At 63.2% G+C, this 16,636-nt stretch carries 13 protein-coding genes; 7 read left to right on the top strand and 6 right to left on the bottom strand.

The genetic code is table 11. The features are described from left to right. Window positions 1-2: 2 nt before the first annotated feature. The 7 genes from LRP30_RS16080 to LRP30_RS16050 all read left to right on the top strand — a co-directional run bounded on the left by LRP30_RS16080 (window position 3) and on the right by LRP30_RS16050 (window position 9,601). On the top strand, window positions 3-935 hold the full coding sequence (locus LRP30_RS16080) for an ABC transporter permease (RefSeq protein ID WP_249760996.1): 933 nt from the start codon (window positions 3-5) through the stop codon (window positions 933-935). After that, the gene (locus LRP30_RS16075; RefSeq protein ID WP_249760995.1) at window positions 932-1,906 is read left to right on the top strand and encodes an ABC transporter ATP-binding protein; all 975 of its coding nucleotides are present in this window, start codon (window positions 932-934) and stop codon (window positions 1,904-1,906) included. The genes LRP30_RS16080 and LRP30_RS16075 overlap by 4 nt, the downstream gene beginning before the upstream one ends. A gap of 20 nt (window positions 1,907-1,926) precedes the next feature. Beyond that, window positions 1,927-2,964, top strand: coding sequence for an ABC transporter ATP-binding protein (locus tag LRP30_RS16070; RefSeq protein WP_249761769.1), 1,038 nt, complete (start codon window positions 1,927-1,929; stop codon window positions 2,962-2,964). 108 nt (window positions 2,965-3,072) lie between these two features. Then, a complete protein-coding gene (locus LRP30_RS16065; RefSeq protein WP_249760994.1) occupies window positions 3,073-4,716 on the top strand; it encodes a M28 family peptidase in 1,644 nt (547 codons plus the stop codon). Beyond that, window positions 4,713-6,302, top strand: coding sequence for an ABC transporter substrate-binding protein (locus tag LRP30_RS16060; protein ID WP_249760993.1), 1,590 nt, complete (start codon window positions 4,713-4,715; stop codon window positions 6,300-6,302). The genes LRP30_RS16065 and LRP30_RS16060 overlap by 4 nt, the downstream gene beginning before the upstream one ends. 28 nt (window positions 6,303-6,330) lie before the next feature. Then, the gene (locus LRP30_RS16055; RefSeq protein WP_249760992.1) at window positions 6,331-8,244 is read left to right on the top strand and encodes a CocE/NonD family hydrolase; all 1,914 of its coding nucleotides are present in this window, start codon (window positions 6,331-6,333) and stop codon (window positions 8,242-8,244) included. Window positions 8,245-8,254: 10 nt separating this feature from the next. Beyond that, window positions 8,255-9,601 (top strand): MmgE/PrpD family protein, encoded by a 1,347-nt coding sequence (locus LRP30_RS16050; RefSeq protein WP_249760991.1) that lies wholly within the window; start codon window positions 8,255-8,257, stop codon window positions 9,599-9,601. A gap of 659 nt (window positions 9,602-10,260) precedes the next feature. Here LRP30_RS16050 and LRP30_RS16045 read toward each other — a convergent pair. Genes LRP30_RS16045 through LRP30_RS16020 form a run of 6 tightly spaced genes read right to left on the bottom strand, consistent with a single transcriptional unit; the run spans window position 10,261 to window position 16,631 of the window. After that, window positions 10,261-11,505, bottom strand: a complete 1,245-nt coding sequence (locus LRP30_RS16045; RefSeq protein WP_249760990.1) for a glycerate kinase — start codon at window positions 11,503-11,505, stop codon at window positions 10,261-10,263. 36 nt (window positions 11,506-11,541) lie between these two features. Further along, window positions 11,542-12,396, bottom strand: a complete 855-nt coding sequence (locus LRP30_RS16040; protein ID WP_249760989.1) for a sugar phosphate isomerase/epimerase family protein — start codon at window positions 12,394-12,396, stop codon at window positions 11,542-11,544. A gap of 13 nt (window positions 12,397-12,409) precedes the next feature. Continuing rightward, window positions 12,410-13,195 carry an enoyl-CoA hydratase/isomerase family protein gene (locus tag LRP30_RS16035; RefSeq protein WP_249760988.1) on the bottom strand — a complete coding sequence of 262 codons (786 nt, stop codon included), beginning with the start codon at window positions 13,193-13,195 and terminating at the stop codon, window positions 12,410-12,412. 11 nt (window positions 13,196-13,206) lie between these two features. Next, window positions 13,207-14,832, bottom strand: a complete 1,626-nt coding sequence (locus LRP30_RS16030; protein WP_249760987.1) for a CoA-transferase — start codon at window positions 14,830-14,832, stop codon at window positions 13,207-13,209. Between the two features lie 37 nt (window positions 14,833-14,869). After that, window positions 14,870-15,712: an ABC transporter permease gene (locus tag LRP30_RS16025; protein ID WP_249760986.1), complete on the bottom strand. Its 843-nt coding sequence runs from the start codon at window positions 15,710-15,712 to the stop codon at window positions 14,870-14,872. 4 nt (window positions 15,713-15,716) lie between these two features. Continuing rightward, entirely contained in the window at window positions 15,717-16,631 is a 915-nt protein-coding gene (locus LRP30_RS16020; RefSeq protein WP_249760985.1) for a sugar ABC transporter permease, read from the bottom strand. Between the last annotated feature and the right edge of the window lie 5 nt (window positions 16,632-16,636).

Below are 16,636 nucleotides of genomic sequence, written 5' to 3'. Positions count from 1 at the left end.
GCATGACCTTGCAGGCTCCTGTCGACGCCGCTTCCACGCCCCTCTCATCCCGACCAAACCCGATCGAGACGCCGCTGCGCCGCGTGCTGCGCGAATTCGGCTCCTCCCGTCTCGCGCTGCTCGGACTCGTCTTGCTGGTGCTCATCGTGCTGCTCGCGGCAGCCGCGCCGCTGATCGCCCCGCAGAATCCTTATGACCTGATGCAGCTCGACATCATGGACGGACGCCTGCCGCCGGGCTCGCAATCCCTAAGCGGCATGACCTTCTGGCTCGGCACCGACGACCAGGGCCGCGACATGCTGTCGGGTATTCTCTATGGCTTGCGCATCTCGCTCGGCGTCGGCGTCTCCTCGGCGCTGGTCGCAGCACTGGTCGGCGCTTCGCTCGGCCTGATCGCTGCCTATGCGGGCGGTCGCACCGAGAGCACGATCATGCGCATCGTCGATCTCCAGCTTTCCTTTCCCTCGATCCTCGTCGCCCTGATGATCCTCGCCTTTCTCGGCAAGGGCGTCATGAACGTGGTGCTGGCGCTGATCATCGTGGAATGGGCGACCTATGCCCGCACCGCGCGCGGCACCGCTCTGGTCGAGCGGCGCAAGGAATATGTCGAGGCGGCCGAGTGCCTGGTCATTCCGCGCTGGCGCATCCTGTTTAGACATCTCTTGCCCAACTGCCTGCCGCCGCTGATCGTCATCGGCACGGTGCAGGTGGCGCGTGCGATCGCATTGGAAGCGACCTTATCCTTCCTCGGCCTCGGCGTGCCCGTGACCGAACCGTCGCTCGGTCTGCTGATCGCCAATGGCTACCAGTACATGCTGTCGGGCAAATTCTGGATCAGCTTCTACCCGGGTATCGCGCTGCTGATCACCATCGTCGCAATCAACCTCGTCGGCGATCAGCTGCGCGACGTGCTGAATCCCAGGAGGTCTTCATGAGCTCGCATCTGCTCGAGCTGCGGGGGCTCAGGACCGGTTTCCCGACCCGCGCCGGCGAGATCAAGGCCGTCGACGACGTCTCCTTCACGCTGGACCGCGGCAAGGTGCTCGGCCTCGTCGGGGAGTCCGGCTCGGGAAAATCGGTCACCGGCTTCTCTATCATGGGTCTGATCGAGCCGCCCGGGCGGATCAGCGGCGGCCAGATCCTGTTCGACGGCATCGACCTCGCGAAACTGTCGCACGAGGAGATGCGTAGCCTGCGTGGCCGGCGCATCGCGATGATCTTCCAGGATCCGATGATGACGCTCAATCCGGTCCTGCGCATCGACACGCAGATGATCGAGGCGATCGCCGCGCATGAGAAAATCTCCCGCACCGAGGCCCGCGCCCGCGCCCGCGACGCGCTGGCCCAGGTCGGCATTCCCTCACCCGAAGAGCGGCTCGACGCCTATCCGCACCAGTTCTCCGGGGGCATGCGCCAGCGCGTCGCGATTGCCATCGCGCTGCTCAACAAGCCCGAGCTGATCGTGGCCGACGAGCCGACCACGGCGCTCGACGTCACCATCCAGGCCCAGATCCTCGCCGAGGTGCAGAAGCTCACCTCCGAACGCGGCATGGCGCTGATCTGGATCACGCACGATCTCTCCGTGGTGTCGCGCCTCGCCGACGACATTGCGGTGATGTATGCCGGCCGTATCGTCGAATACGGCAAGGTTGCCGACGTCATCGACCGGCCCTTGCACCATTACACGGCGGGCCTGATCGGCTCGGTGCCGAGCCGCAACAAGCGCGGCAGCCGCCTCGCCCAGATCCCCGGCATGACCCCCTCGCTCTTGGATTTGCCGGCGGGATGCGCATTCCGCACCCGCTGCGCCCATGCCGATGCGGCCTGCGAGGCGACGCCGGCGCTGGTCCCCCAGAACGGCCGGCTTCACCGCTGCTTCCACCCCGTGAGCGAGGTGGCCGCATGACCCTGACGAGTCTTGCATCCATGCCTCCGAAGGTCTCGACCGCGACACCCGCATCGAGCGCTCCCATCATCGAACTGCGCGGCGTCTCACGCCGCTTCGGCAAGTCGCCCGCTCTGATCGAGCGCGCCGCCATTTCGCTTGGGCTCGCCAAGGCGCCACCAATCGTGCGCGCGGTCGACGAGGTCGATCTCACGATCGCCAAGCGCGAAGTCGTCGGACTGGTCGGCGAATCCGGTTGCGGCAAATCCACGCTGGGCCGCATCGTCGCCGGCATCCTGCCGCCCTCCTCCGGTCAGATGTTCTGGAACGGACGTGCGATCGACACCCTGCCCGCCGCCGAGCGCCGCGCCGGCGCGTTGCGCACTCAGATGGTGTTCCAGAATCCCTTCGCCTCGATCAACCCGCGTCTGCCGATCGCCGAAGTCGTCGGCGAGGCGCCGCGCATCCATGGCCTGATCAAGGGAGGGCGGGCCGCGCAAGCGGCCTATGTCGACGAGCAGTTGCGGCGCGCCGGCCTCGATCCCTCGCTCAAGCAGCGCTACGCCCACCAGTTCTCCGGCGGCCAGCGCCAGCGCATCGGCATCGCACGCGCACTTGCCGTGCAGCCCGACATGCTGGTCTGCGACGAAGCGGTGGCGGCGCTCGACGTCTCGATCCAGGCGCAGATCCTCAATCTGTTCATGGAGCTGAGGGCGAAGCTCGATCTGACCTATCTCTTCATCAGCCATGATCTCGGCGTCGTCGAACATCTCTCCGACCGCGTCGCCATCATGTATCTCGGCCGCATCATCGAGGAGGCGCCGACCGAGGAGGTTTTTGGTCGGCCCAATCACCCCTACACAAGAGCGTTGCTGGAAGAAGTGCCGCGCATCGAGACGCGCAAGCGCGCTTTCTCCTCCCTCAAGGGCGAGCTGCCGAGCCCGCTGCATCCGCCGACCGGATGCCATTTCCATCCGCGCTGCCCGCATGCCTTCGACCGTTGCAAGGTCGAACGTCCCGCACTCAAGACCATCGCCCCGCAGCACAAATCCGCATGCCACCTGAACGAGCAGGCGTGAGATGCGAGCCAACACAGAACAGGACGTGACACCATGTCTGTACTAGCCGATCCACAACAGGCCCTTGCGACTTGCGAGGCTCCCATCGAGTCCGTGTCGGGAGCGCGCATGATGGAGCAACTGCGCCAGTTCGCGGCATGGACCAAGCTCGCGGGGACGGCAGGCGAAGCCGAGAGCTTCGCCTGGCTGAAGGCGCAGCTCGAATCGCTCGGCTTGCCCGCGACGCTGCTGTCCCATGATGCCTATATCAGCCTGCCGGGCGCTGCTCACCTGACGTGCGATGGAGCGCGCATCAACGCGATCACGCAGTCGATGTCCCGCCCCTCGCAGCCGGAAGGCTCAAGCGGCGTGCTCGTCGATCTCGGCGATGGTTCCGAGAGCGCCTTCGCCGCTCAGGATGTGACCGGCCGAATCGTGCTCGTCGACGGCATCGCCAGTCCCGTGATCGCTGCGCGGGCTACGCGAGCGGGCGCAAAGGGTATCGTCCATGTCAGTCCGCATGCGCTGCTGCATGAGATGTGCATCTCGCCGGTCTGGGGCAGTCCATCGCTGATCACACGCGCAGCACTTCCTGATGTCGTCGTTTTGACAGTCACGGCCGAGGATGGCGCGGCCTTGCGCCAGCGTCTCGCCGAGCGGCAGACGCAGGTAACCTTGCACGCGGCGGTCGACGCCGGCTGGCGCAAGACGCCGCTGCTGGTCGCCGACATGCCGCCTCCCGCGGGTGCGAACGCGCCGTTCGTGCTGCTGTCCTGCCATGTCGACACCTGGTTCCATGGCGTGATGGACAACGGCTCGGCGAATATCGCGATGCTCGAGGTGGTCCGGCTCTGCGCTCAATTGCGCGATCAATGGCGGCGCGGTTTGCGCCTGTGCTTCTGGTCCGGCCATTCGCAAGGCCGGTACTCTGGCTCGACCTGGTATGCCGACAACCACTGGCTCGAGCTCGACGAGCGCTGCGTTGCCCATGTCAACCTCGACAGCCCCGGCGCGGTGGGGGCGACCAATTTGACGCAGACCGGTTCGGCGGGCGCACTGTTCGGCATCGCCGCGGCGGCCATCGCCGCCGAAACCGGGCAAGTGCTCGCCGGCAAGCGCAAGGCGCGCTCGGCCGACGATTCCTTTCCCGGGATCGGCATCCCGTCGGTGTTCGGCAGCCTGAGCACGCAGGAGCCCGGCGCGCTGAAGCTGCGCAACGAGCTCGGATGGTGGTGGCACACCGAACACGATCTGATCGACAAGATCGAACCTGCGAACCTCGCGCGCGACGTACGCATCGTGCTGCGTGTGGTCTGGGACCTGCTCGGGCGCGAACGCCTGCCGCTCGACTTCGCGCCGCAAATCACCGGACTCCGTGAGGAGCTTTGCGCAATATCCGAGCGGTTGAAGGACCGGTTCGATCTCCTGGCCGCATCCGAGGCCATTCGCCAGCTCGACCAGCGCCTGAAGCGGCTCTCGCAGGATCCGCCGAACGGGAATGCCGAAGCCTTCAACCGGGCCATATTGAAACTCAGTCGCCTCCTGGTCCCGCTCGACTACACGACAGGAAACCGCTTCGCCCATGATCCAGCGACGCCGCTCATGGCCTGGCCCGTGATCGAGCCAATCCGCCGGCTTGCAAAGACGAAAACGGGAGACGCGGACGAACCTTTTGCCAAGGTCGATGCCGTTCGCGCCAGAAACCGTCTCGTTCATGACCTCCGCGAGGCCAGCGCGCTGGTCGATGAACTCTACGACGGAGTTCGCCGGTGAACGTGAAACGCCTCTTATCGTTCTTCAAAACCGTCGCCCTTGTTGTCGCCATCGGACTGCCGTCCGCGACAGCCTGGGCGCAGGAGTTGCGGATCGCGATGAAAGGCGCCGTCGACAGTGCCGATCCGCATTTGCTGTTCACCACGAACCGCAATGTCCAGATCCATGTCTACGAACCGCTGGTGTTTCAGGACCGCTTCCTGAAGCCGATCCCGGGCCTAGCCGAAAGCTGGAAGCGCCTCGACGATACCCATTGGGAGTTCACGCTCCGTGCCGGCGTGAAATTCCACGACGGATCAGACTTCACCGCGCGCGACGTCGCGTTCTCGATCAAGCGCGCGCAGGAGACCACGGGACCGCGGACCTATCGCCACTATCTGAAGGACATTTTGAGGGTCGAGCCGATCGACGATCTTCATGTGCGGATCGTCACCTCAGTGCCGTCCCCGCTGCTGCCGGTCAATTTGACGACGTTGGGAATGGTGTCGGCGCGCGCCGCCGCGGGAGCGGGCCCGGAGGACTTCAAGTCCGGCAAAGCCGCGATCGGCACCGGCCCCTACCGCTGGGCGAGCTGGATTCCGGGCCAGCGCGTCGTGCTGGAGCGCAACGACACCTATTGGGGTGCAAAGGAGCCTTGGGCGAAGGTAACTTTCCGCACGGTGTCCAATGACGGCGCGCGCGTCGCCGGCCTTCTCGCAGGCGATGACGATGTCATTGACGCGGTGTCTGGCAATCTCGCCGGCCGGCTGCAAAACCAGACCCAGGTCAGGCTCGTCTCGGACATTTCGATCTTTTGCCTCTATCTGACGCTCGATCAGTTTCGCGACAATTCGCCCTTTGTGACGGATGTCGACGGCAAGCCGCTGACGCGCAATCCGCTGAAGAACGCCCGCGTCCGCGAAGCCATCAGCCTTGCGCTGAACCGGACCGGCATCGCCGATCGGATCATGGACGGCACGGCAACCCCGGCCGGGCAGATCGCACCGGAAGGATTTGCGGGATTTGACCCGCTGCTCAAGCCGGTCGCTTACGACCCGCAACGGGCGCGGCAATTGCTCCACGACGCCGGCTGGCCCAACGGCTTTCAACTGACGCTGCATTGCCTGAACGACCGCTACGCCGGCGACAGCCAGACCTGCCAGGCCATTGCCTCCATGCTGACCGCGATCGGGATCAAGTCGAAGGTCGAGGCCTTGCCGGCCAGCATATTCTTCCGGCGCGCGGCCGGAAAAGGCGAACCGGAATTCTCCGCTGCAATGTCGATCTTCGGCAGCTCCAGCGGCGACCCGATCCAGTCCCTGATCGCCATCGTCGAGAGTTTCGACATGGAGAAGAACCATGGCGTCAATAATCGCGGCCGCTATTCCAACCCTGAGGTCGACCGGTTGATCGAACAGGCGCAGGAAACGTTCGATGAAGAGGCGCGCGAAAAGCTCGTCCGCCAAGCCACGGCGCTCGCCGTGTCCGATGGAGGCCTGATCCCGATCTACTTCCTGAAATCCAACTGGGGCGTCAGCTCGAAATTGCAGCTGACCCCGCGCGGCGACAGTTACACCATGGCGCCCCTGATCCGTCCCACCCCCTGAGCAACATACCATCACGTCCGGAGACACCGTGTCGACCATCTCCCTCAACAAGCCGATCGCAGGCGCAGCCACCCTCCCCGAGCCGGAACGCATCTCGGACAGACTGCTGCGCTACCGCGACGTGATGATCGCGATGCGCGACGGCGTGTGCCTCGCAACCGACATCTACATGCCCGCAGACAGTGAGGGACCGTTTCACGTGGTGCTGGAGCGGACGCCGTACGGCAAGCATCTGCCGTCGCGTGCGGAACTGGCGCCGGGATCGGATACGCCGATGACGCGCGAGGAAACCGCCGCCGCGTTCTGCGCGGCCGGCTATGCCCTCATCTTCCAGGACTGCCGTGGGCGCCATCGTTCACAGGGGACGTTCACAAAATACACCGCGGAAGCAGCTGATGGCTTCGACACCATCGCCTGGATCGCCGGGCAGTCGTGGTGCTCCGGCAAGGTCGGCACGATGGGTCTGTCCTATGCAGCGCATACGCAAATTGCAGCCGCGTGCCTCGCCCCGTCGGCACTGGCCGGAATGATCCTGGATTCCGGTGGCTTCTCGAACGCCTATCGTTGCGGTATCCGGCAAGGCGGCGCGTTCGAGCTCAAGCAGGCGACCTGGGCGTGGAACCATGCGCAGGACAGCCGTGCTTGCGAAGCCAATCCGATACTGCGCGCCGCCCTGGCCGCGGAAGATGTCGTCGCCTGGTTCAAGCGGATGCCCTGGTCGAAAGGCAATTCCCCAGTGCGGTGGGAGCCGGAATACGAGGCCTATCTGCTCGATCAATGGCGCCGCGGAAATTTTGACGACTACTGGAAGGTGGTCGGCCTCTACGCCGCCGGCTATTACGATGAAATCCCCGACATCCCGGTGCTCTTGATGTCGAGCTGGTACGACGTCTATGTCCCGACCACGTTCGAGAATCTCGCGGGCCTGAGCCATGGCAAGCACCGACCGCAGGTGATCATGGGACCGTGGACCCATGGCAATCGCACCCGGCGCATTTTCGGCGATGTCGACTTCGGTCCGGACGCCATCTTCGACGGCAACGTCGGAGACAGCTGGTGCGCCTTCCGCATCGCCTGCTTCGATCGTTGGCTGAAGAGAGAGCATACGCCGACGAACGATGCACCCATCCGCCTCTTTCTGATGGGCGGTGGCTCCGGCCGGCGCACGCCGGACGGACATCTCGATCATGGCGGGCACTGGATCACCGCCACGCAATGGCCGCTGCAGCAGGCGCGTCCGACCGCATTTTACCTGCACGCGGATGGCGGACTTTCGGCAGAGCGTCCCGTTTCGCCGGACGCTCGCCTCACCTACGATTTCGACCCGCGCAATCCGGTCCCCACGATCGGCGGCGCGCTGACCAGCGGCCGCCCGGTGTTCGAGGGCGGCGCCTACGACCAACGCGAGGACGATCGCTTCTTCGGTTGCGCGACACCCGGCCTGCCATTGTCCGCACGGCCCGATGTGCTCGCCTTCGAGACCGAACCGCTTGCCGAAGACGTGGCCCTGGTCGGGCCGATCGAGGTCGAGCTCTGGGTTTCCTCGAGTGCAGCGGATACCGACTTCACTGCCAAGCTGATCGATGTGCACCCGCCCTCGGTCGACTACCCGACCGGCTTCGCCATGAACCTGACCGATGGCATCTTCCGCTGCCGGTATCGTGCCTCCTGGGAAGAGCCCAAGTCCATCAATCCCGGGGAGATCTTCCGCATCGTCATCGAGCCTTTCGCCACAGCCAATCTGTTCAAAGCCGGACACCGCATCAGGCTGGACATCTCCTCGTCCAACTTCCCGAAGTTCGACGTCAATCCGAACACGGGCGAGGCCGAGGGCACGGGACGCGCCTTCAATATCGCCCGCAACACCGTACATCTTTCGGCGGAGCGCTCCTCTCGGATCGTTCTTCCGCTCGTCCCGCCCTCGTCTTTGCGCCGCATGTGAGGAGCACGACATGACCGTCATCAAGACCATTGCCGACTGGTGCGCGGACGCGACGTCGTTCAGCCCGACCGCCATCGAATTGGCCGAGCACGGCTTCAGCGACACCATCGGCTGCATCATCGCCGGCCGAAAAGATCGTGCGACCCTTGCCGCCACCAGCGCCTTCGAGATGCGCCTAGGTCACGGGACCTGCGCCGTCGTGACCGGCGCGCGCAGCGATCCTGCAACAGCCGCCCTGATCAACGGCGTTGCGGCCCATGCGCTCGATTTCGACGACAATTTCCATGGCGCCACGACCCACGCCTCCGCGGTTCTCGTCCCGGCGCTGCTTGCGACGGCGCAGGCCTCCGGCCGTGATGGCCGCCAGATGATCGAGGCCTATATCGTCGGCCTGGAGGCGCAGGCCTGGGTCTCCAGCGGCATGAACCCGTCCCACTACACAGCCGGCTGGCACGCGACCTCGACGATCGGTTGCATTGGAACGGCCGCGGCCGTTGCGCGCCTGATGGGGCTGGACCGCGACGGCATCGCACAGGCGATGAGCGTCGCCGTCAGCATGTCCGCCGGCATCAAGGGACAGTTCGGCACGCCGGTGAAACCGCTGCATTCCGGTCTCGCGGCCCGGAATGCAATCGAGGCCGCTCAGTTGAGCGCTGCCGGAATGGCCGGACGACTGGACGTGCTGGAATCACGGCAGGGCTTCCTCGCGCTCTACGGCGGCGAATACCCGAAGGGATGGTCGCAAGAACGCCCCCCGCACACACTCGCGATCGAGCGTTTCGGGCTGACCGCGAAGCGGCATCCATGCTGTGGGGCGACGCATCGGGCGATCGACGCGGTGCTCGATCTCAAGCGCGAGAACGGATTCCGGGCCGGGGACGTTGCCTCCATCAATGTCACCGTGACGGAGGCGCATGCGCGCAACCTCGCTTATTCCCGTCCGAATGACGAGATGCAGGCGCGCTTCTCGATGCAGTATGCGCTGGCCCTTGCATTGTCGCAGGACTCGCTTCGCCTCTCCGACTTTACGAGCGCGGCGGTAAGACGTGACGATCTGAGGACTTTGCTCCCCCTCACAGAGCTTTCGACCTACGATCGGACCGCCGAGAGAACCACCACCGGCCGATTGCCTCATCGCGTGATCGTGACGCTGAAGGATGGACGCCGTCTCGACGAAGTGCGCCAGGCCGCGAAGGGAGATCTCAGCCATCCCTTCACCGCCGATGAGCGAAGGGTCAAGTTTATCGACTGCGCATGCTTTTCGGGCCTATCGGTTGCTGAGGCAGAGGGGCTATTCGCGCGCTCGAGCAGTCCCAATACGCTCGACACGCGCAATCTAGCAGATTTTTCTCTTTGAAGACGTGAATGCTTCAGTCCCTTTTGTGCGTCGTGGAACATGGACAGACGACATCAGGAGGCGGAACATCTCGATCTATTGCGTACAGCGGATGAAGCCCCAGGCGCAACCCTCGCGCGAAGGCGATCGCACCATATCGTAGATTAGCGCGGAAAATCGTGCGGCGGAGCGGGTGAAGCGCTCTGTTTCGAAATTTCCAATCCAATTATCTCAGCAAACACAATGATATAGATCGATTCCTCCATTTTCATGTTGGACGTTTTGTTGGACGTTTTATTAGACGCTTTTTGCGTCTGCGGCTCAGGTACCGGCGATATCGCAAGAATAGCTTTGCTCAGGGCTAGCGCAATCAGCACCTTTCGACGCCAGTCTCGTGCCAAGCGCAACCGATTTGACCGCCGAAGTCTTCCAGTTCGAGGTAAGTGTCTCGCCCGACATCGTCGGGGCTAATGGATGGAGTACGGCACCTGCTCGACCATGCACAGAGCCGCACGCGCCGAGCCCTCCTGTTATTACGCTAGGCAAACCAAATTCCGCCGTAAGCCGGAAACTTCGCAAGCTAGACAGAATAGCGATCGGTTGAGACCTGGCCTATGAACACTGCATTCCTTTTGATGGCGCAGTAACGGAGGTACGGCAAGACGAAATCACACAGATGACTAGCGAATAAGGATCGCGCGGAAGTCGTTGACGTTTGTCAACGTGGGCCCCGTTACCACAAGTCGGTTTGCTTCAACAAAAGCACCGTATGCATCGTTGGCTGCAAGGAGTTCGGCAAGATCGAAACCGGCCTTAGACGCAGAACAGACAAATGACGGATCAAACCACGCTCCCGCATTATTCTCAGATCCGTCGATTCCGTCCGTGTCTGCCGCCATCGCCGATACGTCCTCCGTTCCATCGAGGGCTAGTGCCAGCGACAGTAGAAATTCGGTGTTGCGCCCGCCGCGACCGCGAGCCTTTATCGTGACTGTCGTTTCGCCTCCCGAAAGTATTACGCAGGGACGCTTCACGGGAGTACCGTATTTCAGAACCGAGCGCGCAATGCCGGCCATGGCGACACCGACTTCCCGTGCTTCGCCTTCGATGGCATCTCCCAAAATGAGCGGCTCAAGGCCTATTCGACGAGCTGCCAACGCCGCCGCGTCGAGTGCCATCCTCGCCGTCGCGATGACATGAACTGCATCGCCAGCTCTCTCGGGCGCGACCTTGGCCGCCGTGATCTTGCGTATGTGGGCCGGCACCTCGATTCCGTAGCGATCAAGGATCGTGCAAGGGTCGACGGAAGGCGAAGCACGCGCGATCGTTGGCCCGGAGCCGACGATGGCCGGGTCGTCTCCCGGGACGTCAGAAATCACATAGGTCACCACCGGCGCGCGGCTGGCAGCGGCGAGACGTCCTCCCTTGATTGCGGAGAGCGCCTTTCTGACCTCGTTCATGGCGCTGATTGGCGCACCGGAACGAAGCAGCTTCGATGTCAACGCCTGCTTTTCCTGCAATGTTAGCCCAGGCGCAGGTAGGCTGAGCAACGCAGAAGCTCCTCCAGAGATCAAGGCGATGACGAGATCGTCGGGGGAAGCACTCTTCACGAGGTCGAGTATTCGCAGCGCCGCTTGCTCGCCCGCAGCATCCGGCACGGGGTGAGAGGCTTCAACCACCTCGATCGATCGGGTCTTGGCGGAGTGGCCGTAGCGGGTAACCACAAGCCCTTCAACCGGGTGTGGCCACTCGGCTTCGAAGGCCTGAGCCATGCTCGCCGCAGCTTTGCCGGCTCCCACCACGATCGTCCGACCTGACGGCGGATTGGGGAGGCGCCCTCCGAACTTTCCCAGCGGGCGAGCGGCGTCCAGCGCTGCCTGGAACAGGGCATCCAGAATTTGGCGATCGTCGGCGGTCGTTTCCATCTCCCTGCCCTATAACGCGAAATGCCCACCGCGCACTCAGATTGACGCGAAACCTTTGGCACATGCGGCCAGCACATCATCCTCCGGCGTCGACCACCATCGTTTCGAAAAAACCTCGACCTCCGCGAAGCCGCCGTAGCCTGTCCCCTCGACCTGGCTTCGAATTCCCTTGACGTCGATCACGCCGTCTCCCGTCATTCCCCGATCGAGAAGGAGATCGGTAGTCGGGACCAGCCAGTCGCAAACATGAAAAGCCATGATGCGGCCCGCGCGTCCGGCGGCAGCGATATCGTCGCTCAGACGCCAATCCCACCAGACGTGGTAGACGTCGATGGCCACTCCGATTCCACCCTGACGAGATGGATCCAGGTTCTGGCAAAGCATCAAGGCTTCGCTCAGGCTGGTGATGCAGGAGCGATCGCCCGCATACATCGGATGAAGAGGCTCGACGGCCAGCCCCACGCCGGCTTCCCGCGCATAGGGCAATAGCGCACTCAGACCCTCGGCCACCTGGGACCGCGCAGAAGCTAGATCCTTCGTCCTCTCCGGGAGGCTTCCGACGACCAGGACGAAGCAAGGCGCACCCAGGGCCGCCGCTTCGTCGATGGCGCGACGATTGTCATCAATGTTGGCCTCGATGGTAGCTCGGTCCGCGCCGGGGAAGTAAGTTCCCCGGCAGTATCCGCTCAACGACAACTCGGCATCTCGGAGATGCCTTCCGACGAGGCGATGGTCCTGCCCCACCAAATCCCGGCGCCAGGGCGAGATCCCGCCAAAACCGTGCCGCGCGACGCGCTCGATCACGTCCCTTATCGGAGATCGATGTCCAAGCGTCGCCGTGTTGATCGAGCATCGCGAGAGCAGCAGCGGTCGAATAGGAGTGTCGAGCATGTTGATCTTGCCTTTACTTGAACCTGGGAACGCGCTTCTCGACGAAGGCCGCCTTGCCTTCGATGGCGTCGTCCGAGAGGCCCAAGGGAACCGTGATCTCGGACTCCATTGCGAGTCCGGCGTGATATCCAAGTCGCAGCGCGGTAGAAACGCAGCGCCGCGATGCGGCGACGGCCTTCGGTGAGACTGCAGCGATCTGCCGAGCGACCTCCAACGCACGATCGAGAAGCTTGTCGTCGTCGACCAGCTCATCGAAGATTCCGATCCGGTAACCCTCCTCTGCATCGATCGGCTGCGCGGTCAGCATCAAGCGAAGTGCCTGGCCCCGGCCGACGAGCAGCGGCAGTCGCATGGTCCCCGTGGCGGTGGGCATGGCACCGAGCTTGGCCTCCGGTACACCGAAGGTAGCGCTGCGCCCCGCGATACGGATATCGCACGCGAGCGCCATGACGGCGCCGCCGCCGAGCGTGTAACCATTGCAAGCAGCGATGACCGGCACCGGACCGAGCTCGATCGCCTCGTTCAACCCAGTTTCCGCAAGCCGGGCGGCCTCAATCCACTCCGGCGTTGCCTCGAATTCGCGGATGTTGGATCCGACCGAGAAGGCCGATCCTGTTCCGATGAGAACGACGCATCGCGCCGAATGGTCGAGATGGGCCCGCTCCAGGAACGCTTTAAGCTCCCGCCTCGCCTCGATCGTGAAAGCACCCATCGGTTTAGAAACGATACGGACAAGAAGAACGCCGGGATGCGGCACGCTGGCTTCGAAAGCGGCGTTCGTCACGACTACAGTCGACATCTCGAAACTCCTCAGGCTGCGCGCTGCTCGGTCGCCCGCTCTGCACCGCTACGTTCTCGCAGCGTCAGCCCGATCGGCTCCGGACGGAACAATCTTTCGTCCATGAGCTTGAGGTCATCGGCGATTGCGAGGGGTATCCCGGCCTTGGCGACGACATCGCGCTGGAGATCGAGGCCTGGCGCGATCTCCACCACCGTCAAGCCGCTCGGCCTGAGCTTCAACACGCATCGTTCGGTCACGTATGTGACATCGCATCTACGGTCCACGGCGCGCTTGCCACTGAAGGTCACGTGGCTCACCTCGGGAATGAACTTCGCGATCTTGCCCTCCTGCTCGATGCGCAACTTGCCCTCGCCGGCAGACACCTTGAGCCCTCCTGCCGTGAAATAGCCGCTGAACACGATCTTCCGGGCGTTTGCCGTAATATCGACGAAGCCGCCACACCCCGCCGTCAGGTAAGGCCGCGCGGCCAGACGAGAGACGTTGACGTTCCCTTGTGCATCGACTTCAAGGAAGGACAGCAGTGAACAGTCGAAGCCGCCACCCTGGAAATAGGTGAACTGCTGCGGCGTCGGGAAGATCGCCTGCGCATTCGCCGCGCAGCCGAACGCAAAACCGGTGAGCGGCACACCGCCGACGGCGCCCTGCTCGATGGCCCAAGTGACGGCTTCGGCCTGCCCTTCCTCGACCAGGATTTGCGGAACCATGGCCGAAATGCCAAATCCGAGATTGACCGCGCTTTCTTCCGTCAACTCCAGCGCGGCCCGGCGCGCGATGACCTTCTCAACGCCCCACGCTTCGGGTGCGAACGAGGACAGTGGCCGCCGCGTCTCGCCGCTTATCGCCGGATCGTACAGGATCTCGGTTGCTTGCGCCTGCTCCGGATCGACGACGATGTAGTCCACGAGGGTTGAAGGGACGTGAACACTGTGCGTGGCAATCGAACCGGCCGCCGTCGTTCGCTTGACCTGGCAAATCACGATGCCGCCCGCGTTACGCGCAGCCAGCGCGAGATCGACCATGCCGAGGACGGCGCCTTCGTGCTCCATAGAGATGTTGCCACGCTCATCAGCCGTCGTGCCGCGAATGATCGCCACGCGCGGCGCGTGATTGGGGAAGTGGAGCCAGGATTCGCCACCGAACTCGACCAGGTGCACGATTTCGCCGCGTGTCGCGGCGGCCTCGTTCATCTTGCAGCCGTTGAGCCTGGGATCGACGAACGTGTCGAGGCCTACCTTCGTCAACACTCCGGCCCGCTTAGCGGCTACGTCCCTCGCCATGTCATACATGATGCCGGAAGGAATATTGTAGGCAGCGATCTCGTTGCGGCCAATCATCTCCCAGATCGCTGGCGAGGGTAGCGACGAGGGACCACTCGGATATGAGCCGGCCAGTATCGCCGACAGAAGCCCTTTCTGGGCCAGATGATCGATCCCCTTGATGCCGTACATGTCACCCGCTGCAATCGGCGATAAGACCGTAAGATTGTGCGGACTGCCCTCAATGCGGAACCGCTCGCCGATGGCGGCAAGCACGCGATCGGGGCAATTCAGCCCCGCAGAGGACCCGATGCAGACGACGTCACTGTCGCGGACGAGGCTCGCCGCTTCCGTTGCCGTAATGATCTTGTTCTTCACATTCCGTCTCCTGGATGACCTCAACTTATGTCGCGCTTCAGTGAGCCGGCTGCTGCTTGGCGCGCGTGACAATCTGGGTGGGATTGACGAACCGAAGTGCGAGGACGAGCCAAATCAACGTCGTCACCATGTAGACGACAGCCATTGCGTCGATGGACTGAACGGCTCTCACGCCAGCGGCAAAAACCGCGTAGTAGAGCGCGACGACCAGCGTCTGGCTCGTGGGGCCCGCGACGAGGAAGGTGAGCTCGAACATGGCGATGGTGCGAACGAGTACGAGCAACAATGCCGCCAGGATGCCGGGGAGCAGCAACGGCATCAGCACGTGGACGAATAGCTTGAAAGTGTTTGCGCCGAAGACGCGGGCTGCGGCTTCGAGCCTGGGATCGATCTGCTCGATGAATGGAATCATCACCAGAATGACGAACGGCACCGTCGGAACGAGATTCGCCGCAACGACGCCCCAGAACGATCCGGCAAGTCCGGTTTGATAGAGGACCGTAGCAAGCGGAATGCCGAAGGTGATTGGCGGCACGATCAGCGGCAGCAGAATGACGAGCATGACCATCTTCTTGCCGGCGAAGTCACGCCGGGCGAGCGCGTAGGCCGCAGTGACACCCAGGAGTCCGGATATGACAACGACTGCGCCGACCACCTCGAAAGTGACGATCAGGACATCCTGAAGCTGGAATTCGCTCCAGGCCGACGCATACCAGCGCGTCGTGCAGCCAGCGGGAAACCACGTGCCCAGCCAACGGGTCGCAAACGAGCTCGTGACGACAGATGCGATCATGGCGAGCAGGTTGAGAACGAAGAACCCGACAAAGACCCAGACCGCAGCAATCCAAAGCTTCGAAGAACGCGACGTATCCCGGATCATGACCTCACCCCTTCGTTCCGGCGACCGGGCCGCGATAGAACAGTCCGCGGGTCGCCATGAGGCTCATGACGATCGCGAGCTGAACGAAGCCCATAATCATCGCGATCGCGGATGCCATCGAGTAGTCGTACTCCTCGAACGCCGCTTGATAGGCGGCGATCGAAATCACCCTTGTCTCTCCGGCCGGCTCACCCAGCAGGACGGCCGACGGAAACACGGAGAACGCCTGCACGAAGCTGAGACAGAACGTGATCGCGAGTCCCGGCATCAAGATCGGCAGGTACACATGGGTAAATCGCTGCCGCGCGCTGGCACCGAGGGTCGCCGCAGCCTGCTCCAACGCGGGATCGATGCCGGTCACGTAGGACAGCACGAGCAGAAACGTAAACGGAAAGCCGTTGATGACCAGCGAAGCAAAGACGCCCCAATAGTTGTGAACGAGGCGCAACGGATGATCGATCAATCCAATCGAAATGAGGACGCGATTGAACCATCCCTGCGGCCCCAGATAATTCAGGAGCCCCTCCGCGATCAGAACCGTTCCGAGCGTGATCGGAACGACGAGAATCGTCGTCAACAGCCGCTGCCGATACATCAGACGCACCCGGAACGCCACCGGCAGCGAGACCAGGAGATTGACCAGGGTGACCGGCACCGACAGAAGCAGCGTCTTCCAGATCGTGCTGTAGAGGTAGGGGTCGGAGAAGAAACGCGCATAGTTCGACCAGGCTGCACCGGTCTTTGGCTCGAACGAGAGCACCAGTCCATACCCGAAGGGGTAAAGGAAAAGCAGCGTCAGCAGAACGAATGCAGGAATCACCAGCAGGGTCACCGCATCGAAGCCGCGGGCGGCAAGACGCTGACGCAGGTTCGAACCCAACTCAACGTCTTGATTGTCGGCGACAGCCGTTATCGTCATGGCCG

The sequence above is a fragment of the Bradyrhizobium sp. C-145 genome (assembly GCF_023375135.1).
GTDB classification, from domain to species: domain Bacteria; phylum Pseudomonadota; class Alphaproteobacteria; order Rhizobiales; family Xanthobacteraceae; genus Bradyrhizobium; species Bradyrhizobium zhanjiangense.
This window is presented reverse-complemented; position numbering and strand designations above follow the sequence as displayed.